The sequence below is a fragment of the Pseudomonas sp. p106 genome, from assembly GCF_003936645.1.
In the GTDB taxonomy this organism is placed as follows: domain Bacteria; phylum Pseudomonadota; class Gammaproteobacteria; order Pseudomonadales; family Pseudomonadaceae; genus Aquipseudomonas; species Aquipseudomonas putida_E.
The window spans coordinates 21192-43405 of the sequence record NZ_RHQR01000026.1 but is presented as its reverse complement, the minus strand read 5'-3'; the positions used below and the strand labels follow the sequence as shown (position 1 = coordinate 43405).

The following is a 22214-nucleotide window of genomic DNA, read 5'->3' as shown; positions in this document are numbered from 1 at the left end:
CACAAGCCCCACTTTGGTTCATAATGACGGGGCTGGCGGCCAGGATGAAGCGAGGCGGCAGGGCGAGTGGTTTGACCTGCCCGGCCGTGCTCGGCACCTTGGCGCCGATTCCCCGCCGGGCGCTATTCCTCCGCCGCTGCGCCTGGCACAGAACAGGATCCTTAGATCGATGGCCATGTACGAAATCCTGATTGCCGATGACCACCCGCTGTTTCGTAGCGCTCTGCGCCAGGCCGTCACCCTCGGCCTGGGCGCGGATGTGCGCCTGGTCGAGGTGGCGAGCATCGCCGAGCTGGAAAGCCGGCTGAGCGAAAAAGCCGACTGGGACCTGGTCCTGCTGGACCTGAACATGCCGGGCGCCTATGGTTTCTCCGGGCTGGTCCTGCTGCGTGGCCAGTACCCTCAGATCCCGGTGGTGATGGTCTCGGCCCAGGAAGAGGCTGCCGTTGTAGTCAAGTCCCGCGAGTTTGGGGCCAGTGGTTTCATTCCAAAGTCCAGTGGGCTGGAAGTGATTCAGGATGCAGTGAGGAAGGTGCTCGATGGCGACGTCTGGTGGCCGCCTCAGGCATTTGAAAGGGTCGATGTCTCGGCCGAGGCCAAAGCCGCCAGCGAAGGCCTGGCCAGCCTCACGCCACAGCAGTTTCGCGTGTTGACCATGGTCTGTGAAGGCTTGCTGAACAAACAGATCGCCTATGAGCTGAATGTGTCGGAAGCGACCATCAAGGCCCATGTGACGGCCATTTTCCGCAAGCTGGGTGTGCGCACTCGGACCCAGGCGGCCTTGTTGCTGCAACAACTTGAATCCGTTGCGAGCAGCTAAATGCTTGCCGCTTCACGCTTTTTTGACTCATTTTGAACTAGTCTGCTGGCCTTTCATCGGTGAAGTGACGCACATGTCGCCATTCAAAGGCCAGACCGGCCTCAAACGTATCTTCAACGCCGCCGGCTATTCGCTGGACGGCCTGCGCGCCGCCTTCAAGGGCGAGGCTGCTTTCCGTCAACTGGTACTGCTCAATGTGCTGCTCATCCCGATTGCCTTTTGGCTGCCGGTAAGCCGCGCCGAGCGGGCCATCATGATCGCCGTGTGCCTGCTCGGGCTGATCGTCGAACTGTTCAACTCGGCGGTGGAGGCGGCCATCGACCGCATTTCGCTGGAGCGTCATCCGCTTTCGAAAAACGCCAAAGACATGGGCAGTGCTGCGCAATTCGTAGCACTGACCATGGTGGCGTTGGTCTGGGGCGTTATCCTGCTCTAAGCGATCGGTGGCAAGACGATCTCGTCACTGCGCGTAAACCCTGCGGTGAAGTTGCGGCACAACTCGAGAAACTCGCGCATGGCCGAGGTCTGGTATTTTTGTTTGTGCCAGATGAAGTAGAACTGGCGCATCAGGTCCAGCTCCGGGGTTTCGACCGGCACCAGGCTGCCACGCCGGAAGGCATCGCGCAGGGCCAGGCGCGATATGCAGCCAATACCCAGGCCTGATTCCACGGCACGCTTGATCGCTTCGGTATGCTCCAGCTCCAGGCGTATGTTCAGGTTGGCGCGATGATGCCGCATGGCCTGATCGAATGTCAGGCGGGTGCCGGAGCCTTGCTCGCGAAGAATCCAGGCTTCCTGGGACAGGCTTTCGATATCTGCGCGGCCCACCTTGGCCAGCGGGTGTTGCGGCGCGCAGAACACTACCAGCTCGTCCTCAACCCAAGGCTGTACCTCCAGGTCCGGATGGTTGCAGTCGCCTTCGATCAGACCCAGATCAATTTCGTATTGTGCAACCTGGTGCACGATATGGGCTGTGTTCTGCACGTGCAGCTTGACCTGGCTTTCCGGGTGTACCTGCATGAAGCTACCGATCAGCAAGGTGGCCAGGTAGTTGCCAATGGTCAGTGTGGCGCCGACTGCCAGTGAGCCAAAACCGGACTTGCCGTTGAGCAGGTCTTCGATCTCCTTGGCCTGATCGAGCAGCGCAACCGCTTGCGGCAGCAGCTGATGCCCCAAGGCGTTGAGGGCCAGGCGTTTACCTGCACGGTCGAACAACTGGCAGCTCGATTGCCGCTCCAGTTCAGTGATGGACGTGCTGGCAGCCGACTGCGACAGGGCCAGCACACTGGCAGCTCGAGAGACGCTCTGATGCTGGGCCACGGCGACGAATACCTGTAGCTGACGAAGTGTGAATCGCATATCTATATAACCGATAACACATATCTTGATAATTCAGTTAACAGATATTGTCGCTGCCCCTAAACTATCGCGCAACCGTGCGCTGTGCGCGCTGCGTTTTCTTCAGGAGCCCCATCGATGAGCAACATGAACCACGAACGTGTCCTCAGTGTGCATCACTGGAACGACACCCTGTTCAGCTTCAAGTGCACCCGCGACCCGGGCCTGCGCTTTGAGAACGGTCAGTTCGTGATGATCGGCCTGCAGCAGGACAGCGGCCGTCCGCTCATGCGCGCCTACTCCATCGCTTCGCCCAACTGGGAAGAGCACCTGGAATTCTTCAGCATCAAGGTGCCTGACGGCCCGCTGACCTCCCAGCTGCAGCACCTGAAGGAAGGCGACGAGATCATCATCAGCAAGAAGCCTACCGGTACGCTGGTCCTCGACGACCTGAACCCGGGCAAGCACCTGTACCTGCTGAGCACCGGCACTGGCCTGGCGCCGTTCATGAGCGTCATTCAGGACCCGGAAACCTACGAGCGCTTCGAGAAAGTGATCCTGGTGCACGGTGTGCGCTACGTGAACGAAGTGGCCTATCGCGAGTTCATCACCGAACACCTGCCACAGAACGAGTTCTTTGGTGAGGCGGTGCGTGACAAGCTGATCTACTACCCGACCGTTACCCGCGAGCCGTTCGAAAACCAGGGCCGACTGACCGACCTGATGCGCAGCGGCAAGCTGTTCAGCGACATCGGCCTGCCACCGATCAACCCGCAGGACGACCGCGCCATGATCTGTGGTAGCCCGAGCATGCTCGACGAGACCAGCGAAGTTCTCGACAGCTTCGGCCTGAAGATCTCCCCGCGCATGCGTGAGCCGGGTGACTACCTGATCGAGCGTGCCTTCGTCGAGAAGTAATCGACCGGGCAATGAAAGCGCAGGCTTGGCCTGATGCCAGTCAGTTAAGCGTTTTGGGGCCGCTTTGCGGCCCATCGCCGGCAAGCCGGCTCCCACAGGTACAGCGCAGACCTCAAGAACTGTGCGGTCCCGGTAGGAGCCGGCTTGCCGGCGATGGGCCGCGTAGCAGCCCTGACAACGCTAACTGACTGGCATTAAGGTAAGGCCTGCGTTTTTTATGCCTGTGCGACTGAGGTTGCCAGTGCTTTCAGTTTTCCGGCACGACCTCAAGCACGCGAATTACATCCGGCTGCGGGTAGTGCCACCTGACCTGCACATCCCAGAACTTCACCCCATACACCCGCTCCGGCGGCGGCACCTGATAGGCCGGTCGTGGGTCCTGTGCCAGGCACTGTTCGATAAGCTCCACCAGTGGTTCGCCCAGGCGCAGGGCGTGTTCGCGGGCCTGGGGCAGGGCGCTATCGCCCCAGTGCACGGCAATCGCGGCAGGCGCGTCGCTGGCCATCAGGTTGCTCGCCCCGGCGATACTGTCGGCATAGGGAACATACGGCTTGATATCCAGCACCGGCGTGCCATCGAGCAGATCGATGCCGGACAGCAGCAGCCGACCCGGCTCCACAGCCTCCAGGCGTACCACCGACTGGCCGATGCCATTGGGCCGATGGGTCGCTCGCGTAGCGAACACGCCCATGCTTTTGTTGCCGCCCAAGCGTGGTGGGCGCACTTTAAGGCGTGGCTTGTCTTCCAGGGCCTGATGGAACAGGAACAACAGCCACACATGGCTGACCTGCTCCAGGCCCGCCACGGCCTCGCCTTGGTCGAACGGCGGCAGCAACTCAAGTACTCCGCGTGCAGCCGGCGCCAGCTGTGGCTGCCGCGGGATTGCGAACTTCTCCTTGAAACAGGAGCGCACGATGCCGACAGGCGAAACCGTATGTTGCATGGCGAGTCAGCCGCGCACGCGCAGGGTCAGGCCCTTGAGGAAGTTGCGCAGCAACTGGTCGCCGCAAGGCCGATAGTTCTCATGGCCCACCTTGCGGAACAGCGCGCTGAGTTCGGGCTTGGAAACCGGGAAGTTGACCGACTTGAGGATCACATGCAGGTCGTCTTCCTTGAGCTCAAAGGCTACGCGCAGCTTCTTGAGGATGGTGTTGTTGGTCACCGGCAGCTCTACAGGCTGTGGCGGACGGCTATCGTCCTTGCCGCGGCGGTGGAAGACCAGGCCGTCGAGAAAGTGCGCCATGACCCGCTCGGGGCAGCGCACAAAACCGGGCTCGTCCTCTTTCTTCAGGTAGGTGGCGAGCACCACCGGATTAACCTCCAGGCCCGAGAGCGCGATGATCTCGGCCATCTTGGCGTCGTTCACCTTGAGCATGTAGCGCAGGCTGCGCAGTACATCGTTGTGGTTCATTGCTGCAAAATCCTGTTCAGATGCCACGCCTGGGCGTGGCGCATCGCTTAGAAACGTTCAGTGCCGGCCAGGTAACGCCAGTTGCCCACAGGCAGCTTGCCCATGGATACACCGCCCAGGCGAATACGGCGCATGCTGAGTATTTCCAGGCGCAGGTAGGCGCAGATCTCGGAGATCTGCCCGGGTTGTGGGTTCTTCAGGGCCAGGCGCAGGTGGGTCTCGTTTTGCCAGCTGGCCTTGGCCTTGGGCAGTTCCCGATCATTGCGCGTCGCGCCGCGCGCCAGGCGCTCCAGCGCCTGTGGCGTGGTCTCGCCGCGCACTTCAATGATGTATTCCTGTTCCAGGCGACGCAGGTCGGCCTCGATCTTGCGGGTAACCTTCCAATCCTGGGTGAACACCTGCAGGCCACTGGCACCGCGCTCCAGGGGCGCCGAACAGGTCAGCCGGGTGAAGTGCCCGTGCAGCGGCCGCACGCCTTCGCGATGTGCTTCGCTGAGGCTGGCCATGTTCATGCTGGCGCGGGCCGTATCGATATCGACACCCGCAGGCTGGTTGAGCAGCAGGGTAACCGGGTCAAGCGCTTCGGCATTGGCGCCCGGCAACAGCTCGACAGCCTGGTGTTCGACCTTGAACTGAGGCTGCTCGACTACAACGCCATCGACCGTGACCCAGCCTCCTTCGATATACAGCTCTGCCTCTCGGCGTGAGCAGCCGAGCTGCTCGATGAGGCGTTTGGACAGGCGGACGGGTTCGGACATGGCAGGCAATTCGCAAGGCAGGGAAAGTCTTACATTGTACCTGCCCATTCGCGGTTGATGACGGGAATCTGTGCCGAATGCACCATTTCGGAAGTATTGCACGGCATCCTGCGACAAAGTCCTAGGACGCTGTACGAATCAGCTTCATATGAAGCAATGGATAGGGCTGCCCCAGGCCATCTGTTTCGGAGCGCCCGATCACTTCGAAGCCCTCGTGCAGGTAGAAGCCCAAGGCTTGGGGGTTCTGTTCGTTGACATCCAGGCATTGCGCGTTCAGTTCGCTGATGGCATAGCGCAGCAAGCGCCTGCCCACGCCTCGGCCACGGTATTGGGGTGCGACGAACAGCATGTCCACACGCCCATTGGCGACACCGGCAAAGCCGCAGATGCGCTGACGGTCCTTGCAGCAGACCAGCATGACGGCGTCCAGGTACTTGCGTAGCACATGGTCGCGCAGCAGCAGGATATAAGCGTCAGGCAGAAAGTCGTGGGTCGCGCGCACCGAGTTTTCCCAGACCTGAACCAGTTCCGGGTAATCACACAGGTGGGGTGTTTGCAGCGTCAATGCCAAATGCATGCCGGTGTTCCTCGGTGGTCATTGAGGAAACCATAGATGCAAAAAGCCCCGCCAGTGGGCGGGGCTCCTTCTACGTGCGCAGCCTCAAACAGGCTCGGCCCACATGTCGTACTCGTCGGCATCGACCACCCGGCAACGGACCTTGTCGCCCGGCTTGAAGCCATGGTCGCCATCGATGAACACGCTGCCATCGATCTCAGGTGCATCGAAGAAGCTGCGGCCGACCGAGCCTTGCTCTTCGACTTCGTCGATCAGCACTTCGATTTCCTTGCCGATGCGCAATTGCAGGCGTGCGCTGCTGATGGCCTGCTGGTGGGCCATGAAGCGATCCCAGCGCTCCTGCTTGACGTCATCCGGCACTTCTTCCAGGCCCAGGTCGTTGGCAGGCGCACCTTCGACCGGCGAGTACTGGAAGCAGCCGACGCGGTCGAGCTGGGCTTCGGTCAGCCAGTCCAGCAGGTACTGGAAGTCTTCTTCGGTCTCACCCGGGAAACCGACGATGAAGGTCGAGCGGATCACCAGTTCCGGGCACTGTTCGCGCCAGTTCTTGATGCGCGCCAGGGTGCGGTCTTCGAAGGCGGGGCGCTTCATCGACTTGAGCACTTTCGGGCTGGCGTGCTGGAACGGGATGTCCAGGTACGGCAGGATCTTGCCGGCGGCCATCAGCGGGATCACGTCGTCGACGTTCGGGTACGGGTAGACGTAGTGCAGCCGCACCCAGGCGCCCAGGCTGCTCAGCGCTTCGCACAGCTCGAGCATGCGGGTCTTGACCGGGCGGCCGTTCCAGAAATCGGTCTTGTACTTGACGTCCACGCCGTAGGCGCTGGTGTCCTGGGAAATCACCAGGATCTCCTTGACGCCGGCCTTGACCAGGCGTTCGGCTTCGCTCAGCACTTCGCCGACCGGGCGGCTGACCAGCTTGCCGCGCATCGACGGGATGATGCAGAAGCTGCAGCTATGGTTGCAGCCTTCGGAGATCTTCAGGTAGGCGTAGTGGCGCGGGGTCAGCTTGACGCCCTGCGGCGGTACCAGGTCGATCAGCGGGTTGTGGTCCTGGCGTGGCGGTACCACTTCGTGCACGGCATTGACTACCTGCTCGTACTGCTGCGGGCCAGTGACCGACAGCACGCTGGGGTGCACGTCACGGATGCTGCCTTCCTCGACACCCATGCAGCCGGTGACGATGACCTTGCCGTTTTCCTTGATCGCTTCGCCGATCACTTCCAGCGACTCGGCCTTGGCGCTGTCGATGAAGCCGCAGGTGTTGACCACCACTACGTCGGCATCCTCGTAGGTGGGCACGACTTCATAACCTTCCATACGCAGCTGGGTCAGAATGCGCTCGGAATCTACCAGGGCTTTTGGGCAACCCAGGCTGACGAACCCTACCTTGGGGGTGGCGGGAGTGGTGGACATGACTAACCTCGGTATTGAATACAGGTCGCCCGGCCGGAAACGGCGGCGATCCTGACGGGCGCTTCTGGGCGCCTCTGATCAAAAAGTGCGCAATTCTAGCGAGCGCAAGGTCGCTTGACCAGCACAAATGCGACGAACGCTGCGCTATGCTTCGCGCCGTTGCGTCGGGGCATGTGCAATCCCCTGGCGCGAGGCAGAATTCTACCGGTCTAGATGGCCGTTTGCGGGAGTGGTCGATGGTTCAGGCAAGCAGTCACGCCGAGGGCGGGCAGGGGGCGACGCGGTCGCTGAGCCTGTTGGTGGCAGCTGTTGGGGTGGTCTACGGCGATATCGGTACCAGCCCGTTGTATACCCTCAAGGAAGTCTTCACCGGCGGTTACGGGGTGCCGGTCAATCATGATGGTGTGCTGGGGATCCTGTCGCTGATCCTCTGGTCGCTGCTGTGGGTGGTGTCGTTCAAGTACGTGATGTTCATCCTGCGCGCCGACAACCAGGGTGAGGGCGGTACCATGGCCCTGACCGCGCTGGCGCGGCGGGCCACGGCGGCCTACCCGCGCCTGCGCACGCTGATGGTCATCTGTGGCCTGATCGGCGCCTCGCTGTTCTACGGCGACAGCATGATCACCCCGGCGGTGTCGGTGCTGTCGGCAGTAGAGGGCATGGGCCTGGCATTCGACGGTATCGACCATTGGGTGGTGCCGATTTCGCTGGTGGTGCTGGTGGCGCTGTTCCTGGTGCAAAAGCATGGCACCGAGAAGATCGGCAAGCTGTTCGGCCCGATCATGGTCACCTGGTTCGTGGTGCTGGCGGCGCTGGGGGTGCATGGCATCTCGCAGAGCCCCGAGGTGCTCAAGGCGTTCAACCCGGGCTGGGCGGTGAACTTCTTCATCGTGCACCCGGGCATGGGCGTGGCCATTCTCGGTGCTGTGGTGCTGGCCCTGACCGGTGCCGAGGCGCTGTACGCCGACATGGGCCATTTCGGTCGCAAGCCGATTGCCCGTGCCTGGTTCGCCCTGGTGCTGCCAGCATTGGTGCTCAACTATTTCGGCCAGGGCGCGATGCTGCTGCAAAACCCTGACGCTGCGCGCAACCCGTTCTACCTGCTGGCGCCGGCGTGGGCGTTGCTGCCGCTGGTGGGGCTGGCGACCATGGCCACGGTAATTGCTTCGCAGGCGGTGATCTCGGGTGCTTTCTCTCTGACCCGCCAGGCTATCCAGCTGGGTTATATCCCGCGTATGCATATCCAGCACACCTCCAGCGACGAGCAGGGGCAGATCTACATCGCAGCAGTGAACTGGACGCTGATGGCAGGCGTTGTGCTGCTGGTGATCGGCTTCGAATCATCCGGTGCGCTGGCGGCCGCTTACGGCGTGGCGGTGACCGGCACGATGCTGATGACCACCATCCTGGTGTCGGCGGTGATGCTGTTGTTGTGGAAGTGGCCGCCGGTGCTGGCGGTACCGATTCTGATTGGTTTCCTGCTGGTCGACGGGCTGTTCTTCGCCGCCAACGTGCCGAAGATTGTCCAGGGCGGCGCCTTCCCGTTACTGGCCGGGGGTGTGCTGTTCCTGCTGATGAGCACCTGGAAGCGCGGCAAGCAGATTCTGGTCGAGCGAATTGATGAGGGTGGGCTGCCGTTGCCGGTGTTCATCAGCAGCATTCGCGTACAGCCACCGCACCGCGTCGAAGGTACTGCCGTGTTCCTCACTGCGCGGCCCGATGCCGTCCCGCATGCGCTGTTGCACAACATGTTGCATAACCAGGTGCTGCACAGCCAGGTGGTACTGCTGACGGTTGTGAGTGAAGACCGGCCACGGGTGCCCGAGCAGGAGCGCTTTGAAGTGGAGGCCTATGGTGATGGCTTCTACCGGGTGCTGTTGCACTTCGGTTTCATGGATGAGCCGGATGTGCCGGCGGCACTGAAGCTATGCCACCTGGACGGCCTGGACTTCAGCCCCATGCGTACGACTTATTTCCTAAGCCGCGAAACGGTGATCGCGTCGCGTCTTGAGGGGATGTCGCGCTGGCGGGGCAACCTGTTTGCGTTTCTGCTCAAGAACGCCAACGGTAACCTGCGTTTCTTCAACCTGCCGCTCAACCGGGTGATCGAGTTGGGTACACAGGTCGAGATTTGATCAAAGCGAGGGGCCGCAATGCGGCCCCTCGCTACGCCTCAGTTCTGTTCTGCCACGCTGGACTTGCCCTGGCGTATTTCAATTTCATCGATCAAGCGCTTGGCCAGCGCCGGATAGTTCTCGTCGAAGTGATGCCCACCGGGCAGCTTAATGCGCTCGCCCACTGCAGTCTTGTCGGTGCAACCGCTTTCATCGGCCTCTTCCACACCATATATGCATACCACTTTGGGCGCCGGCAGTTTGGCCATCTCCGGCCCGGTAGGCGCCTCCTGACCTTCCTTGCCCAACCAGCCCTCGACCTCGATCTCAAAGCTGCCACTGCGGGCGAAGGCCAGCAGCATCACCGCATCGATACGTTGCTGGTCCTCGGCAGGCAGGCGGTTGTAGATCGCCGGCAGCACGTCGGCACCGAACGAATAGCCGGTCAGCACAAAACGCTTGGTACCCCATTTCTGACGATAGTGCTGCATCAGTTCCGACAGGTCGGCAGCGCTTTGCTCGGGTGTCTTGTGCTGCCAGTAGTAACGCAGGGTGTCTATGCCGACCACCGGGTAACCAAGCTTGGCCATTTCACCGGCCACATCGCGGTCCAGGTCGCGCCAGCCACCATCGCCTGAGAGGAACAGGGTAACGGTGTCGGTGGTTTGCCCGGCAGGCACTTCCACGACCGGGATTGCCAGCGCGTTGCCATCGTGGCCGACCAAGGCCTGGGTCAGTTGCGCCTTGAGTAGTTGTGGCAGGTGGATGTCGTAGTCGCTGATGCTGGTGTCGGCATTGCGCTGGTCGCGCACGAAAGCGGCGCTGGCGTCATCCGGGTTGTCGTTCCAGGCGACGCTCCAGTGACCATGAGGGGCGGACTTGGGCAAGGCTGCAGCGCAGCTGGGCTGCTCCATGTTGAAATTCACGGAGATGGCGCGGGCCTTGTCGTCATTCTGTGTGGCCAGCCAACGCCAGGCCTGGGTTGCACCAGGGCCGATACCGGCTACCAGGGTCGGTTTTTCGGCCAGTAGGGTCATGGCCTTATCCATCGATTGCTGCTGGTTACTGCAGGCCCCTGGCGGCAGGACGACTTGCACCAGCTGAGCCTCACCGGCCTGGCTCAAGTCAAGCAACTGTTTATCGGTCAGCGCCTGGTCCTGGGGCACGCCGATGGCCACCCAGGCTTTGGCATGCACGCCCGGGATGACGCGGGTGATGCGGGTGTCATTGACGGTCAGTTGCTCAAGGCGTGCTTCTGGGGCCGGTCGGGCCCCCAACCAGAAGGCAGTGGCCCCAGCCAATGCGGCCAAGAGCAGGGGTATCAGTAGGTACAGCCAGTAGCGTCGGATCATCAACGTTTCACCAATCCAGTCAGGCCGCCCGCAATCAGGGCGGCAGTGTCGGCCAGTGCCACCAGCGGGTCGAGCCCGGCCGGCACGGCCATGTAGCGGGGTTCCCAGTCCGGTTGGAACTTGTCCTTGAAGCGGCGTAGCCCCTGGAAGTTGTAAAGCTGTTCGCCGCGACGGAACACCATCGAGCCCAGGCGCTGGGCCAACGGGGCGCCGCGCCGTGGCTGCAAGCCGGAAAGCGGTACCATGCCCAGGCTGAAACGGCCGTAACCATGGCTTTTGTAGCGCAGGATCAGGCCGATCATCATGAATTCCATGGTCAGCTTCGGCGCCTGGGGGTGGGCGCGCATCAGATCGAGGCTGGCCAGTTCGTTGCTGTGAGTTTCAAGCAGGTTGGCAAACGCCACTGGCCGGCCCTGGTAGCGAATCAGGGCGATGCGAAAATGCTGCAGGTACTCAGGGCTGAAGCGCCCGAGCGAGAAGCCTTTTTCGCGCACGTTCTTGCCGCCGAGCCAGGCATCCGAGATCTCTTTGAGTTCAACCATGGGGGCCTGGCCCGGTTCATGGATCTCCAGGCTCAGGCCATCGCGGCCGCCGCGGTTCCAGGTGTAGCGCAGGTCTTTCATTTCCTTGCCTTTGGCTTCGATGTCGAAGCGGCGCAAGTCGACTCGGGCTTCTTCGCCGAGCTTGAGCGCGGTCAGGCCGATGTCCATGTAGAACGGCAGATTCTCCGCACGCACCTGGTAGAACACCGGGCGGGCGTGGTGCAGGTCGCACAGATCGCGGAATTGCCAGATCATCTCGGCACGTTCCTGGGCCGGGCCGATCGGGTCGTACAGGGCCACCAGGCTGCGGCCCCGGCGCGCGTACATCAAGAAAGCGTTGCCATTGGGGTGGAACAGCAGGGCCTTGTCACCGGTCAGCGCCAGGCCGCCGTCAGGTTGGTCGGAAACCTGCAGGATGCGGTTGGCGCGCTGTATCTCCTCGTCGTCTGGCAGGTGGATGACTGGCCGGGCAGTGCGCAGCAGCCAGGTCAGGGCCACGACCAGCAACAGTACCGCGCTGCCCATGGCGGCGCGCAGGCCGCGTGGGGCATCGGCGTCAAGCGTGAACTGCCACCACAGCTGATGGCTGTAGGGCACGTCCTGGTAGGCAAACAGCAGTAGCCACACTGAAGCACCGACCACGCAGGCACTCGCTGCCAGGTACACCGGGGAAAACGGCAGCTCCAGCAGCCTGCTTGGGCGGTAGAACGAACGGCGGAACAACGCGAGCAGGGCAGCGGTGAAGGTCAGCAGGCTGGCCTCTTCCCAGTCGAAGCCCTTGAGCAGCGACAGCAGTGCGCCAACCAGGAGCAGTACGGTAGTCAGTAGCCAGGCTGCAGACAGGCGTCGGCGCAAGCCCTGGGCCAGCAACAGGCACAGCACGCCAATCAGGCTGGCACCGAAATGCGAGGCATCGATGAGGCGGTGCGGTACCAGAAAGCCCATGTGTTCCAGGCGGGTGTCGATTTCCGGTGTTGCGCCGGAGAACAACAGCACCACACCGGAGAGAAACACGAGGATCGCCAGCACCGGTGCGGCCAGCCCGGAGGCGGCCTTGAGCGCCTGCTGCGCAAACAGCAGGCGCCTGGCTTCATTGGCCAGCAGCAGCCCACAGGCCAGCAGCAATGGCAGTACCACATAGATCAAGCGGTACAGCAGCAGTGCGGCGGCCAGTGGCGCGGCGCCGAGCTGATTGGCGAAGGCTGCGAGCAGAATCGCCTCGAACACCCCGACGCCGCCAGGCACATGGCTAAGTACACCGGCTGCAAGTGCCAGCAGGTAGACCAGGACGAACGCGCCAAACGGAGGGGCTTGCGGGAGCAGCAGGTAAAGGACGGTCGCGGCGGCGGCTATATCCAGCGCAGTGATTGCCAGTTGCAGTGCAGCCAGCCGTGCACCGGGCAGGCGCAGCGTCCGGCGCCCCAGTTGCACCAGCAGGCTGTCTGGTAGCGGCTGCTCTGCCAGGCGTCGGCGATACAGGCCAGTCACCAGGAGGGCGGTCAGTGCAAGCACGCCGATAGCGACTGTGGCCAGTACAGGGGTGGGCAGGTGCAGGGCGGTAGCCGCAGCTGGCAAGTTGCTCAACGTGGCCAGTGCCGCCAGAGGGGGCAGGGCGCAGCCCAAAGAAAGGCTGGCAAACACTGTCATGCGCGCGACTTCGGCAGCGCCCAGGCCTTCTCGAGCATACAGGCGATAGCGTACCGAACCGCCCGAGAGCATCGACAAGCCAATGGCGTTACCAATGGCAAATGCGCTGAAACCGCCTAACAGAAGCGTACGCCCAGGCAACTTCACGGCGGCATAACGGCAGGCCGACCATTCATATCCCAGCAGGATCACGAACCCGATAACCGCAGCGAGTAGCGCGCCGGCCAACGAGCGGGTGGGCACGCTGAGCATCGCATCGTGCAGAGCATGGATATCCAGTTCACTGAGCAAGTGGCGGCAGGCTATCAGTGCCATTGCGAACAGCGCCAAGGTAACTGCCAGGGTGATGGGCTGGCGATAGCGGCTCACCCGCTCCAGCCACGGCAAGCGCTGGGCAGCTGTGGGCAGGGTTGAGGCTATGGGTGCCTGGTGTTCTGGGTTACGGTCGGTCATGAGTTACCCCGGGCAAGCAGCGCGAGGTAGGGGGAGGGGGCGGCCAAGTGAAAGTCCCTATGGAAACGTATCCAGATATTACTCCGGGCAACGTGACTTTCAGTCCTTTGGCAGGGTTAAAGATAGTTCATCCAGAAAGCGGCCTTACAAGGCCGGGGCTTGGCTGAATGAATCCAGATTTTCAGGCGGGGAAAAACAACAAACCCCGCGCTGCTGTTACACAGGCGGGGTTTGTTCTGACGAATCTGGTTGCGGGAGCCGGATTTGAACCGACGACCTTCGGGTTATGAGCCCGACGAGCTACCAGACTGCTCCATCCCGCGCCTGTGGAAACGAATTCTACAGTGAAAGCGCGGAGTGTCAAGCGTTACTTATTGATTTTCTTGAGTTTTCAATCGCCGACTATTTTTCAGGCAAAAGAAAAAGGCCACTGCGTTAACAGTGGCCTTTTCTCGAATCTGGTTGCGGGAGCCGGATTTGAACCGACGACCTTCGGGTTATGAGCCCGACGAGCTACCAGGCTGCTCCATCCCGCGCCTGTGAGATCGAATTCTACGGATTTAACCGCCCCTGTCAAGCATTTAGTTAAAAAAACCGTTTTCGTTCAAACCCTTAGCCTTTCAATAAGGCAGGCAGCTCAGGAGCACCGGGGCTTTCAGGCCAATTGTCGCGCGCGCTCCTGCGCTGGCTGTCTCGCTGACAGAGCATGCGGTACTATCTGTATGAATTTACAGTACTGACGGTCATCCATGTCTTTGCGCAAGATCATTCACATCGACTGCGATTGTTTCTACGCCGCGATCGAGATGCGTGATGACCCGCGCCTGGTCGGCCGCCCCATGGCTGTGGGTGGTTCGCCGGATCATCGAGGGGTGATTGCCACCTGCAACTATGAAGCGCGTGCCTATGGGGTGCGCTCGGCCATGTCCTCCCGCCATGCACTGAAGCTTTGCCCTGACTTGCTGATCGTCAAACCGCGTTTCGAGGCCTACCGCGAAGCATCGCGCGAGATCCACGGCATCTTCCGCGACTACACCGAACTGATCGAGCCATTGTCACTGGATGAGGCCTATCTGGATGTGAGCGACAGCCAATGGTTCGCCGGCAGCGCCACGCGCATCGCCGAAGATATTCGCAGGCGTGTTGCGCGCACCCTGCACATTACTGTCTCGGCTGGGGTGGCGCCCAACAAGTTCCTGGCCAAGATCGCCAGTGACTGGCGCAAGCCCAACGGTCTTTTCGTGATTACGCCTGATCAGGTGGAGGCCTTTGTCGCCGCATTGCCTGTCGCCAGGCTGCATGGTGTCGGAAAGGTTACCGCAGACAAGCTTGCCCGGCTGGGTATCGACACCTGCCTGGACATGCGTGACTGGTCGCGGCTGGCGCTGGTGCGTGAATTCGGCAGTTTCGGTGAACGCCTCTGGGGGTTGGCGCGGGGTATCGATGATCGCGCCGTGCACAACGATAGCCGTAGGCAGTCTGTAAGCGTGGAGAATACGTACGATACGGATCTGCCGGATCTGGCCAGTTGTCTGGAGCGCTTGCCTGAACTGCTGAACAGCCTGAATGAGCGGATCGCTCGTATGGACAGTAGCTATCGGCCGGACAAACCTTTCGTCAAGGTCAAATTCCATGACTTCAGCCAGACCACCCTGGAGCAGGCAGGGGCGGGTAGGGATCTGGACAGCTACCGGCAGTTGCTACGGCAAGCATTCGCCCGGGGTGGCAAGCCGGTGAGGTTGTTAGGGGTAGGGGTGAGGTTGCGCGACTTGCGTGGGGCGCACGAGCAATTGGAATTGTTCGCGGACAAATGAAGAGGGGCTGCACTGCAGCCCCTCTTCATTAATGTGCGCCTGGGTCAGCCACCAACCGGCCGGTAGCCTTGGTCAGTGCCTGCAGAAACTCCTGCTGCAGCTCCGGATCGTTGCGGGTCAGCTCGATCAGGCTCTGCTCCATCTCGCTGGCTTCCTCTTCCAGGCCTAGCTCCGATAGGCGCTTGACCCGGTGAACCCACTGGCCGACATCGTCGTCTTCCAGGTCATCGAAAATCAACTCATGGGCTTCACGCAGCTTGTTGCGCAGGGTGGCGCTGACCAGCAGGCTGGCGTCGCCCCGCACTGCGTTGTCTTCATCGACCACTTGCAGGTGCAGGGTGCCGACGTGGTTCAGGTGCTGCTCCGAGAATGGGCTGTCCAGCAGGTTCAGGCGTAGCACGCCGTTTCTGTCGGTGGTCAGCGCGTGGGCCATCTTGCCGGCCTTTACCTCGACCAGGCGTTCGCTCCAGGGCAGGCTGGTGAACTCCTCGCGCTTGTCCTTTTGCAGCTCACTGATCCCTGCCAGGTTCTGCTGGGCGCGACCGTTGGACTGCACGTTCATGAACGGGTTGAGCCCGGCCACGCCATAACTGAGCCAGTCGTGCGTGATGCTCTGCGGCAGGTTGCCCAATGCAAACACGTTGACCACGTTGGCGCCTACGCCGGCCACCACCGCCACCGCGCCCAGCGGGATTTCGTAGACCTCCCGCCAGGGTTGGTAGGGCGTATACCGGTCATAGCGGCGGGTAACTTCGAACTCGGTGACCTCGAAGCGCCTCTGTTCATTGACGCGTACACGTCGCTGCGGAAGCTCCATCACCTTGGGCTCGCCGACATCAATCTGCAGTGTGTGTTCGAGCAGCTTGCGCTCGACGCGCTCTTCGTGCTCGCTGCGCTGGGACATCTGGTTGGCGCAGCCGCTGAGGAGCAGGGCGCCGCACAGTGCGGCGCCCCCCAGGGTAAAGGTACTTCGCTTGGACATGATCACTCGTGCATTGATTATCAGCGGCGAACGCGGGCCTGCAGGAAGGTCAGCACTTCATTGAGTGGCAGCGCTTGAGCATCCTGTTCGGTGCGGTGCTTGTATTCCAGGTTGCCGTCGGCCAGGCCGCGGTCGCTGACGACGATGCGGTGCGGAATACCGATCAGCTCCATATCGGCGAACTTGATGCCTGGGCTGGTCTTCTTGTCACGGTCGTCCAGCAGCACTTCGAAGCCTGCGGCCGTCAGTTCGGCGTACAGCTTGTCGGTGGCCTCGCGAACCACGTCGGTTTCGTAGCGCAGCGGTACCAGGGCGATCTGGAACGGGGCCAGGGCGTCATTCCAGATGATGCCTTTGTCGTCGTAGCTCTGCTCGATGGCGGCGGCGACCACGCGGGATACGCCAATACCGTAGCAACCCATGGACAGCACCACTGGCTTGCCGTTCTCGCCCAGTACCTGGCACTTGAGTGCCTCGCTGTACTTGGTGCCGAGCTGGAAGATGTGGCCGACTTCGATGCCGCGCTTGATCAACAGGGTACCTTGGCCATCCGGGCTCGGGTCGCCCTCGACGACGTTACGCAGGTCGGCAACCTGTGGGACCGGCAGGTCGCGCTCCCAGTTGACGCCGAAGTAGTGCTTGTCATCGATGTTCGCGCCGATGCCGAAGTCGCTCATCAGGGCAACCGAGCGGTCGATGATGCATTCCAGTGGCAGGTTCAGCGGGCCGAGGGAGCCGGCGCCGGCACCAATGGCCTCGCGCAGCTCCGCGTCGGTGGCCATGACCAGCGGGTCGGCGACCTGTTCCAGCTTGGCGGCCTTGATCTCGTTGAGTTCGTGGTCGCCGCGGACGATCAGGGCGACCAGCTTGCCTTCCTCGGCACCGCGCACGATCAGGGTCTTGACGGTCTTTTCGATCGGCAGGCCGAAGTTCTCGACCAGTTGGGCGATGGTCTTGGCGTCCGGGGTATCGACCAGGCGCAGTTCTTCGGTTGGGGCCGGGCGCGCGGTTTCGCGCGGGATGGCTTCGGCCTTCTCGATGTTGGCGGCATAATCGGAGCTGTCGCTGAAGATCACGTCGTCTTCGCCAGACTCGGCCAGTACGTGGAATTCGTGCGAGTAGCTGCCGCCGATGGAGCCGGTATCGGCCTGCACTGGGCGGAAGTCCAGGCCCAGGCGGGTGAAGATGTTGCTGTATGCCTGGTGCATGCGGTCGTAGGTTTCCTGCAGGGAAGCCTGGTCGGCATGGAAGGAATAGGCGTCCTTCATGATGAATTCGCGGCCGCGCATCAGGCCGAAACGTGGGCGGATCTCATCACGGAATTTGGTCTGGATCTGGTACATGTTGAGCGGCAGCTGTTTATAGCTGGACAGCTCATTGCGGGCCAGGTCGGTGATGACCTCTTCGTGGGTCGGGCCGACGCAGAAGTCGCGCTGGTGGCGGTCTTTCAGGCGCAGCAGCTCAGGGCCGTACTGTTCCCAGCGGCCGGACTCCTGCCACAGCTCGGCGGGCTGGATGCTGGGCATCAGCACTTCCAGGGCGCCGGCGGCGTTCATTTCCTCACGCACCACGGCTTCGACCTTGCGCATTACCCGCAAGCCCATCGGCAGCCAGGTGTACAGGCCGGAAGCCAGCTTGCGGATCATGCCGGCACGCAGCATGAGCTGATGGCTGATGACCACTGCGTCGGCAGGGGTTTCTTTCTGGGTGGCGAGCAAATATTGACTGGTGCGCATGGTTAGCCGTGTCGATTGCCTAAGACATTGAAATGACCCCGCATTGTACGGGGGCGAAACGAAGGCGTACAGGATGCCCCAGGGCGTGGCAAATGTCAGCCAAGAAAAAGCCCGGCAAGCGTGCCGGGCTTTTTCAGGTGCGGGGCACTATAAGCGTGGCTTACAGGATGCTCAGCGGGTACTCGACGATCAGGCGCAGTTCGTCCAGCGACGAGGAGCCGTAGTAGACGCCGTCGGAGGAGCGGTAGGTGGCCTGACGGACGCGGAAGCTGAGGTCCTTGGCGGGGCCTTCCTGCATCACGTACTTGATGTCGATGTCGCGTTCCCATTCCTTGCCGTTGGTGGTGCCTTCGACATTGGCGTCGGTACCGCGCACGTAACGGGTCATGAAGGTCAGGCCGGGTACGCCGAACTCAGCGAAGTTCAGGTCGTAGCGGGCTTGCCAGGACTTCTCGTCTTCGGCGTTGAAGTCGGAACGTGCAACGGAGTTACCCAGGAAGACCGTGCCGCCGCCGTCGACGCCATAACCGTAGTCACCATCACCGTGAACGCGCTGATGCACGATGGTGAAGGTATGAGCGCCGATATTCCACGCAGCCGACAGGCTGAAAGCGGTGTTGTCGAGCTTGTCGCCGTCGTACGCTTTGTACAGGGCGCTGCCTTCGCTCTTGGTGTCATAGATGTTGAAGTCGAACACCAGGCCTTGCTTGTCCGAAATCGGCAGTGCCCAGTTGACATTGCCGTAGTACTTGCGCCAGTAGTCTTCGACCTTGGAGTAGTACAGGCTGGTGCTGAGGCTGTCGGTCAGGGCATAGGTACCACCGACGATGTTGGCTTCAGTCAGGCGCAGGCTGTCGCGGTAGGTCTGGGCCTGGGCGTTCATGCCGGTGAAGTGGCCGGCGTGCAGGGTCAGGCCTTCGATCTCGTCGCTGGTGATCAAGGTGCCTTCGGCAACTTCCGGCAGCAGTCGGCTGTCGTCGGTAGCGAATACCGGCAGGGCGGTGAACTGGTTACCGTACTTCAGCACAGTGTTGGAGAAGCGCATTTTCACAGCGCCGCCGGCTTCGGAGTAGTCGTCTTGCGAGCGGCCGTCGGAGCCTTCCGGGAACAGGCCGGTACCGGCACGGCCTTTGCCGCTGTCCAGTTTCAGGCCGAGCATGCCGATGGCATCGACGCCGAAGCCTACAGCGCCTTGGGTGAAGCCCGATTCAAAGGTGCCGAGGAAGCCGAGGCCGGTTTCTTCCGTGCGGCTCTGGCGATCGCCGGTAATAGGATCCCGATCATTGTTGCGAGCGTCACGGCTGAAGTACAGCATGCGAGTCTTGACGTTCAGCTGGCTGTCTTCGATGAAACCCTTGGATTCGTCCTGTGCAGAGGCAAAGGCCAGCTGCGAGGTCCCTGCCGAAACGGCCAGGGCGATCATGCTCCACTTCATCACGCGCATCGTGATTTGCTCCTTTGGTTTTTAGGAAGAGTACCGCTGCGCCCAAGTCTTTTAGTTATATGGGGCAGCTCTTTCTTGTTATGTCGGCGGAAATGTATAGCACGCAGACTGTTGTTGGCGATATGGGCATATACAACGTTTCGAGAAGTTTACGGCCATGTCGCTTTCAGGTAGTTCCATGTCGCAAATCACGCCCCGATTAATCGGTTCGTACAACGCCAGCGCTGTTCCTGTCACCGTAACGATTCTGTAACTATCGATTCCGGTTGGGGAAACTCCCTGGTGGATCCAAAGCGGCTGTTGTTATTTGTTGCGTCCATCGCTTTATGCAGATGTCGTGCCGACTTGGTGTGGGGAGAATGCAACAAGCGTGCTCAAAATTAACAACGGTTCATGAAATTTTCACAAATTCCGCTGGCGCAGCTCGAAAGTGCCCGTAAATGCGGGGCGGCCCCCGTCTGGCGGTGTGCCGGGCCGCAGTCCGGTTGCAAACTAAAAAGCTGCCTTGCAAGTCAAGGTGTTACCGCCCACTGTTCAAGTTGAGTCATTTATGTGTGTCGAAGCGTAGTGGTGTACTCGTTTGCGGCCTCATTTTGGTGCGAAAAGTAGCGATGTGTTACCGCGCCTGTGCAGCCTGGATCAATTACTGAGCTATAAGGGTGCAGACAGAGGGCGTGCAGCATGCTTGCGCAGACGAAGCAGGGTATCCTTGCGGCATTGACCCGCACGCCGGGGCCCTTTCGTTGGTGGAGGTTTTCAGTGTTTGAGATGGATTCGCGTTTGCAGCAGGACTCTTTGATTCTTGGGGATTTTCCGCTGTGCCGTCTGCTGCTTAGCAAGGATGCCAATTACCCTTGGTTCATCTTGGTGCCCAAGCGTGCCGGCGTGAGCGAACTGTTCGACCTGAGCCAGGACGATCAGGCGCAGCTGTGGAAAGAAACAACCTGCCTGGCCGAAGCGCTCAAGGGCGAGTTCGCGGCGGATAAGATGAACGTTGCCACGCTGGGGAATGTGGTCGGCCAGTTGCACATGCACGTGATTGTCCGTCGCCATGGGGATGCCGCCTGGCCGGCGCCGGTCTGGGGCAAGGTGCCCCCTGTCGAATACGGGCCGGGGCAGGTCGATGCCATTCGCCAGCGCCTGCGCGCCCTGCTCAATGATGCATATGAGGAGGCCTGACATGTCGCCGGAATCGCGCATTGTCGAACTGGAAACCCGTCAGGCGTTTCAGGACGATACCATTCAAGAGTTGAACGACGTGGTGGTCGAGCAGGGGCGGGTGATTCAGCGTCTGCAGTTGCAGATGGCCGAGTTGATCAAGCGTTACGAGGAAATGGTCGGCCAGTATGGCAGTGAGGGTGAGGAAGCGCCGCCACCTCATTACTGATTGGTGACAGCCCTGGGCTTGCCCCAGGGCTGCAAAGGGTCAGCGGCGGGTTACCGCGACCACATCTTCGGCCTGCAGGCCCTTGTCGCGGTGCATTACCGAAAACTCCACGCGCTGGCCTTCGACCAGGATGCGATGGCCTTCGCCGCGAATGGCGCGAAAGTGGACGAAGATATCGTCACCCGAATCGCGGGAAATGAATCCAAAGCCTTTAGAGGTGTTGAACCACTTCACAGTGCCGGTATCGCGCATGCCGGTCTCCAGCGGCGCGCCCTGGCTTGGCCGGTTTTTTCTGGGGCTGCGGGCCAAGCCTGCGGCCAGGTGCAGAATGACGGCGAGGCCTGCGCAGACCAATGCCGCCAGGTTGCCCATTTCGGGGCGGGCCAGCAAGGTCAGGGTTTGCAGGACCACGGCCACCACCAGCAAGGCGCAGGCCAGGTGCTGCAATTGCTGGCGGGCGCCGCGGTAGTACAGCGGCACGACAGGTGCCAGCAGCAGGTTGAGCAGGCCGAGCAGGGCCAGGTAGACCGCCTCCGGTTGCTGCAGGAAGGGTGTTGCGTCGTATTTCAGGCTGGGTATGAGCGATAGCAGCAAAGCTGCAGCGCCCGTCAACAGATGGACGATCTTGAACATGGGTTGGCTCGCAATTGATAAGGCCGATCACAGGAAGAGCTGGCGACACGGTGCGCATGAGGTGTAGGGCGCGAACACATGTTGGGCCAGCCTATGCACCCGGCAATGACAGCACGCACGGGTGGCACGGTGCCTATTTAACAGCAAACGCGGGGCCTTCTCAAACCGCAGGTGGCTGTCGGCGATGAGTTGCCCTGCGTCATGGGCGCGTGGCGCCAAGTATTGATACAGTGTGTGGGGCCCGCTTGATCATCATCAAGCCATATGAAAAAGGGGAACTTCATGGCAATCGATATCGGTATCAGTGAAGAAGATCGCAAGTCCATCGTCGAAGGGCTGTCCCGCCTGTTGTCGGATACCTATGTGCTGTATCTGAAAACCCACAACTTTCACTGGAACGTCACCGGTCCTTCGTTCCGTACCCTGCACCTGATGTTCGAAGAGCAATACAACGAACTGGCGCTGGCGGTCGATTCCATCGCCGAGCGGATTCGCGCCCTGGGCTTCCCCGCGCCGGGTTCCTATGCTTTTTATGCGCGGCATTCTTCCATCAAGGAAGAGGAAGGGGTGCCCGCAGCGGACGAGATGATCCATCAGCTTGTCCAGGGGCAGGAGGCGGTCGTGCGTACCGCCCGCAGTATTTTTCCGGTAGTGGACAAGGTCAGTGACGAGCCGACTGCAGACCTGCTGACCCAGCGTATGCAGGTGCACGAGAAGACTGCCTGGATGCTGCGAGTGCTGCTTGACGGTAAATGATCGGTCGCTTGTATAAATAGCGGCCTGCCAAGCCCGGTCGAGTGACGCTCACCGGGCTTTTCCGTTTGTGCGGGAAGGCTTTGCCGCTGCTTTGCGTCCAGTCGTACGCGCTTCAT

The 22214-nt window shown here is 61.2% G+C and carries 20 protein-coding genes and 2 tRNA genes; 8 read left to right on the top strand and 14 right to left on the bottom strand.

What is annotated here, in order from left to right; translation table 11 throughout:
* The first annotated feature begins 169 nt into the window (after positions 1 to 169).
* Together erdR and EGJ09_RS23885 are read left to right on the top strand one after the other, a co-directional pair.
* Positions 170 to 820: a response regulator transcription factor ErdR gene (gene erdR / locus EGJ09_RS23890; RefSeq protein WP_012315844.1), complete on the top strand. Its 651-nt coding sequence runs from the start codon at positions 170 to 172 to the stop codon at positions 818 to 820.
* A 73-nt stretch (positions 821 to 893) separates the two neighbouring features.
* Positions 894 to 1256, top strand: a complete 363-nt coding sequence (locus tag EGJ09_RS23885) for a diacylglycerol kinase (protein ID WP_046787960.1) — start codon at positions 894 to 896, stop codon at positions 1254 to 1256.
* On the opposite strand, the gene finR is transcribed toward EGJ09_RS23885, so the two are convergent.
* Positions 1253 to 2179: a LysR family transcriptional regulator FinR gene (gene finR / locus EGJ09_RS23880; RefSeq protein ID WP_046787961.1), complete on the bottom strand. Its 927-nt coding sequence runs from the start codon at positions 2177 to 2179 to the stop codon at positions 1253 to 1255. The two genes, EGJ09_RS23885 and finR, sit on opposite strands and share 4 nt — an antisense overlap.
* A 117-nt stretch (positions 2180 to 2296) precedes the next feature.
* Here finR and fpr point away from each other — a divergent pair, with 117 nt between their 5' ends.
* A complete protein-coding gene (gene fpr / locus EGJ09_RS23875; RefSeq protein ID WP_012315841.1) occupies positions 2297 to 3076 on the top strand; it encodes a ferredoxin-NADP reductase in 780 nt (259 codons plus the stop codon).
* Between the two features lie 247 nt (positions 3077 to 3323).
* Here fpr and tsaA read toward each other — a convergent pair whose 3' ends face one another.
* The 5 genes from tsaA to rimO all read right to left on the bottom strand — a co-directional run bounded on the left by tsaA (position 3324) and on the right by rimO (position 7238).
* Positions 3324 to 4019: a tRNA (N6-threonylcarbamoyladenosine(37)-N6)-methyltransferase TrmO gene (gene tsaA / locus EGJ09_RS23870; protein WP_046787962.1), complete on the bottom strand. Its 696-nt coding sequence runs from the start codon at positions 4017 to 4019 to the stop codon at positions 3324 to 3326.
* A 6-nt stretch (positions 4020 to 4025) separates the two neighbouring features.
* Positions 4026 to 4487 carry a DUF1456 family protein gene (locus EGJ09_RS23865; protein ID WP_115274053.1) on the bottom strand — a complete coding sequence of 154 codons (462 nt, stop codon included), beginning with the start codon at positions 4485 to 4487 and terminating at the stop codon, positions 4026 to 4028.
* A gap of 47 nt (positions 4488 to 4534) precedes the next feature.
* Complete coding sequence (locus EGJ09_RS23860) at positions 4535 to 5245, bottom strand: rRNA pseudouridine synthase (RefSeq protein ID WP_046787964.1); 711 nt, start codon at positions 5243 to 5245, stop codon at positions 4535 to 4537.
* A gap of 121 nt (positions 5246 to 5366) precedes the next feature.
* Positions 5367 to 5822 (bottom strand): GNAT family N-acetyltransferase, encoded by a 456-nt coding sequence (locus tag EGJ09_RS23855; protein WP_046787965.1) that lies wholly within the window; start codon positions 5820 to 5822, stop codon positions 5367 to 5369.
* An 84-nt stretch (positions 5823 to 5906) separates the two neighbouring features.
* Entirely contained in the window at positions 5907 to 7238 is a 1332-nt protein-coding gene (gene rimO / locus EGJ09_RS23850; RefSeq protein WP_046787966.1) for a 30S ribosomal protein S12 methylthiotransferase RimO, read from the bottom strand.
* 236 nt (positions 7239 to 7474) lie between these two features.
* Between rimO and EGJ09_RS23845 the strand changes: the two genes are divergently transcribed.
* On the top strand, positions 7475 to 9373 hold the full coding sequence (locus tag EGJ09_RS23845) for a potassium transporter Kup (protein ID WP_115274055.1): 1899 nt from the start codon (positions 7475 to 7477) through the stop codon (positions 9371 to 9373).
* A gap of 38 nt (positions 9374 to 9411) precedes the next feature.
* Here the strand turns inward: EGJ09_RS23845 and EGJ09_RS23840 are convergent, their stop codons facing one another.
* From EGJ09_RS23840 to EGJ09_RS23825, 4 genes are all read right to left on the bottom strand, one after another.
* Positions 9412 to 10704: a virulence factor family protein gene (locus EGJ09_RS23840; RefSeq protein ID WP_125924939.1), complete on the bottom strand. Its 1293-nt coding sequence runs from the start codon at positions 10702 to 10704 to the stop codon at positions 9412 to 9414.
* Positions 10704 to 13346, bottom strand: coding sequence for a bifunctional lysylphosphatidylglycerol flippase/synthetase MprF (gene mprF, locus EGJ09_RS23835; RefSeq protein ID WP_125924938.1), 2643 nt, complete (start codon positions 13344 to 13346; stop codon positions 10704 to 10706). The genes EGJ09_RS23840 and mprF overlap by 1 nt, the downstream gene beginning before the upstream one ends.
* A 246-nt stretch (positions 13347 to 13592) precedes the next feature.
* A tRNA-Met gene (locus EGJ09_RS23830) sits at positions 13593 to 13669 on the bottom strand.
* Positions 13670 to 13805: 136 nt separating this feature from the next.
* Positions 13806 to 13882 (bottom strand) — tRNA-Met (locus EGJ09_RS23825).
* A 219-nt stretch (positions 13883 to 14101) separates the two neighbouring features.
* Between EGJ09_RS23825 and dinB the strand changes: the two genes are divergently transcribed.
* Complete coding sequence (gene dinB, locus EGJ09_RS23820) at positions 14102 to 15160, top strand: DNA polymerase IV (RefSeq protein WP_174142345.1); 1059 nt, start codon at positions 14102 to 14104, stop codon at positions 15158 to 15160.
* Between the two features lie 28 nt (positions 15161 to 15188).
* Here dinB and EGJ09_RS23815 read toward each other — a convergent pair whose 3' ends face one another.
* The 3 genes from EGJ09_RS23815 to EGJ09_RS23805 form a co-directional block, all read right to left on the bottom strand.
* Positions 15189 to 16142 (bottom strand): hypothetical protein, encoded by a 954-nt coding sequence (locus EGJ09_RS23815; RefSeq protein ID WP_125924936.1) that lies wholly within the window; start codon positions 16140 to 16142, stop codon positions 15189 to 15191.
* 20 nt (positions 16143 to 16162) lie between these two features.
* Entirely contained in the window at positions 16163 to 17878 is a 1716-nt protein-coding gene (locus tag EGJ09_RS23810) for a proline--tRNA ligase (RefSeq protein ID WP_125924935.1), read from the bottom strand.
* Positions 17879 to 18038: 160 nt separating this feature from the next.
* Positions 18039 to 19322, bottom strand: coding sequence for an OprD family porin (locus EGJ09_RS23805; RefSeq protein ID WP_125924934.1), 1284 nt, complete (start codon positions 19320 to 19322; stop codon positions 18039 to 18041).
* 759 nt (positions 19323 to 20081) lie between these two features.
* Here EGJ09_RS23805 and EGJ09_RS23800 point away from each other — a divergent pair.
* Both EGJ09_RS23800 and EGJ09_RS23795 read left to right on the top strand, forming a co-directional pair.
* Positions 20082 to 20501, top strand: coding sequence for an HIT domain-containing protein (locus EGJ09_RS23800; protein WP_046787973.1), 420 nt, complete (start codon positions 20082 to 20084; stop codon positions 20499 to 20501).
* Position 20502: 1 nt separating this feature from the next.
* Positions 20503 to 20709: a SlyX family protein gene (locus EGJ09_RS23795; protein ID WP_039602955.1), complete on the top strand. Its 207-nt coding sequence runs from the start codon at positions 20503 to 20505 to the stop codon at positions 20707 to 20709.
* A gap of 39 nt (positions 20710 to 20748) precedes the next feature.
* Here EGJ09_RS23795 and EGJ09_RS26955 read toward each other — a convergent pair whose 3' ends face one another.
* Positions 20749 to 21342, bottom strand: a complete 594-nt coding sequence (locus EGJ09_RS26955; RefSeq protein ID WP_012315826.1) for a cold-shock protein — start codon at positions 21340 to 21342, stop codon at positions 20749 to 20751.
* A 282-nt stretch (positions 21343 to 21624) separates the two neighbouring features.
* On the opposite strand from EGJ09_RS26955, the gene EGJ09_RS23785 reads away from it, so the two are divergent.
* Positions 21625 to 22098 carry a Dps family protein gene (locus EGJ09_RS23785; RefSeq protein ID WP_012315825.1) on the top strand — a complete coding sequence of 158 codons (474 nt, stop codon included), beginning with the start codon at positions 21625 to 21627 and terminating at the stop codon, positions 22096 to 22098.
* Positions 22099 to 22214: the final 116 nt, after the last annotated feature.

Bases quoted from the DNA above. Each gene is read 5' to 3' on its own strand.
- EGJ09_RS23885 (WP_046787960.1), top strand. From the start codon at position 894: ATGTCGCCATTCAAAGGCCAGACCGGCCTCAAACGTATCTTCAACGCC.
- EGJ09_RS23855 (WP_046787965.1), bottom strand. From the start codon at position 5,822: ATGCATTTGGCATTGACGCTGCAAACACCCCACCTGTGTGATTACCCG.
- tsaA (WP_046787962.1), bottom strand. From the start codon at position 4,019: ATGCAACATACGGTTTCGCCTGTCGGCATCGTGCGCTCCTGTTTCAAG.
- EGJ09_RS23810 (WP_125924935.1), bottom strand. From the start codon at position 17,878: ATGCGCACCAGTCAATATTTGCTCGCCACCCAGAAAGAAACCCCTGCC.
- EGJ09_RS23845 (WP_115274055.1), top strand. From the start codon at position 7,475: ATGGTTCAGGCAAGCAGTCACGCCGAGGGCGGGCAGGGGGCGACGCGG.
- mprF (WP_125924938.1), bottom strand. From the start codon at position 13,346: ATGACCGACCGTAACCCAGAACACCAGGCACCCATAGCCTCAACCCTG.
- EGJ09_RS23785 (WP_012315825.1), top strand. From the start codon at position 21,625: ATGGCAATCGATATCGGTATCAGTGAAGAAGATCGCAAGTCCATCGTC.
- EGJ09_RS23860 (WP_046787964.1), bottom strand. From the start codon at position 5,245: ATGTCCGAACCCGTCCGCCTGTCCAAACGCCTCATCGAGCAGCTCGGC.
- EGJ09_RS23815 (WP_125924936.1), bottom strand. From the start codon at position 16,142: ATGTCCAAGCGAAGTACCTTTACCCTGGGGGGCGCCGCACTGTGCGGC.
- EGJ09_RS23805 (WP_125924934.1), bottom strand. From the start codon at position 19,322: ATGCGCGTGATGAAGTGGAGCATGATCGCCCTGGCCGTTTCGGCAGGG.
- fpr (WP_012315841.1), top strand. From the start codon at position 2,297: ATGAGCAACATGAACCACGAACGTGTCCTCAGTGTGCATCACTGGAAC.
- EGJ09_RS23840 (WP_125924939.1), bottom strand. From the start codon at position 10,704: ATGATCCGACGCTACTGGCTGTACCTACTGATACCCCTGCTCTTGGCC.
- finR (WP_046787961.1), bottom strand. From the start codon at position 2,179: ATGCGATTCACACTTCGTCAGCTACAGGTATTCGTCGCCGTGGCCCAG.
- rimO (WP_046787966.1), bottom strand. From the start codon at position 7,238: ATGTCCACCACTCCCGCCACCCCCAAGGTAGGGTTCGTCAGCCTGGGT.
- EGJ09_RS26955 (WP_012315826.1), bottom strand. From the start codon at position 21,342: ATGTTCAAGATCGTCCATCTGTTGACGGGCGCTGCAGCTTTGCTGCTA.
- EGJ09_RS23795 (WP_039602955.1), top strand. From the start codon at position 20,503: ATGTCGCCGGAATCGCGCATTGTCGAACTGGAAACCCGTCAGGCGTTT.
- EGJ09_RS23865 (WP_115274053.1), bottom strand. From the start codon at position 4,487: ATGAACCACAACGATGTACTGCGCAGCCTGCGCTACATGCTCAAGGTG.
- erdR (WP_012315844.1), top strand. From the start codon at position 170: ATGGCCATGTACGAAATCCTGATTGCCGATGACCACCCGCTGTTTCGT.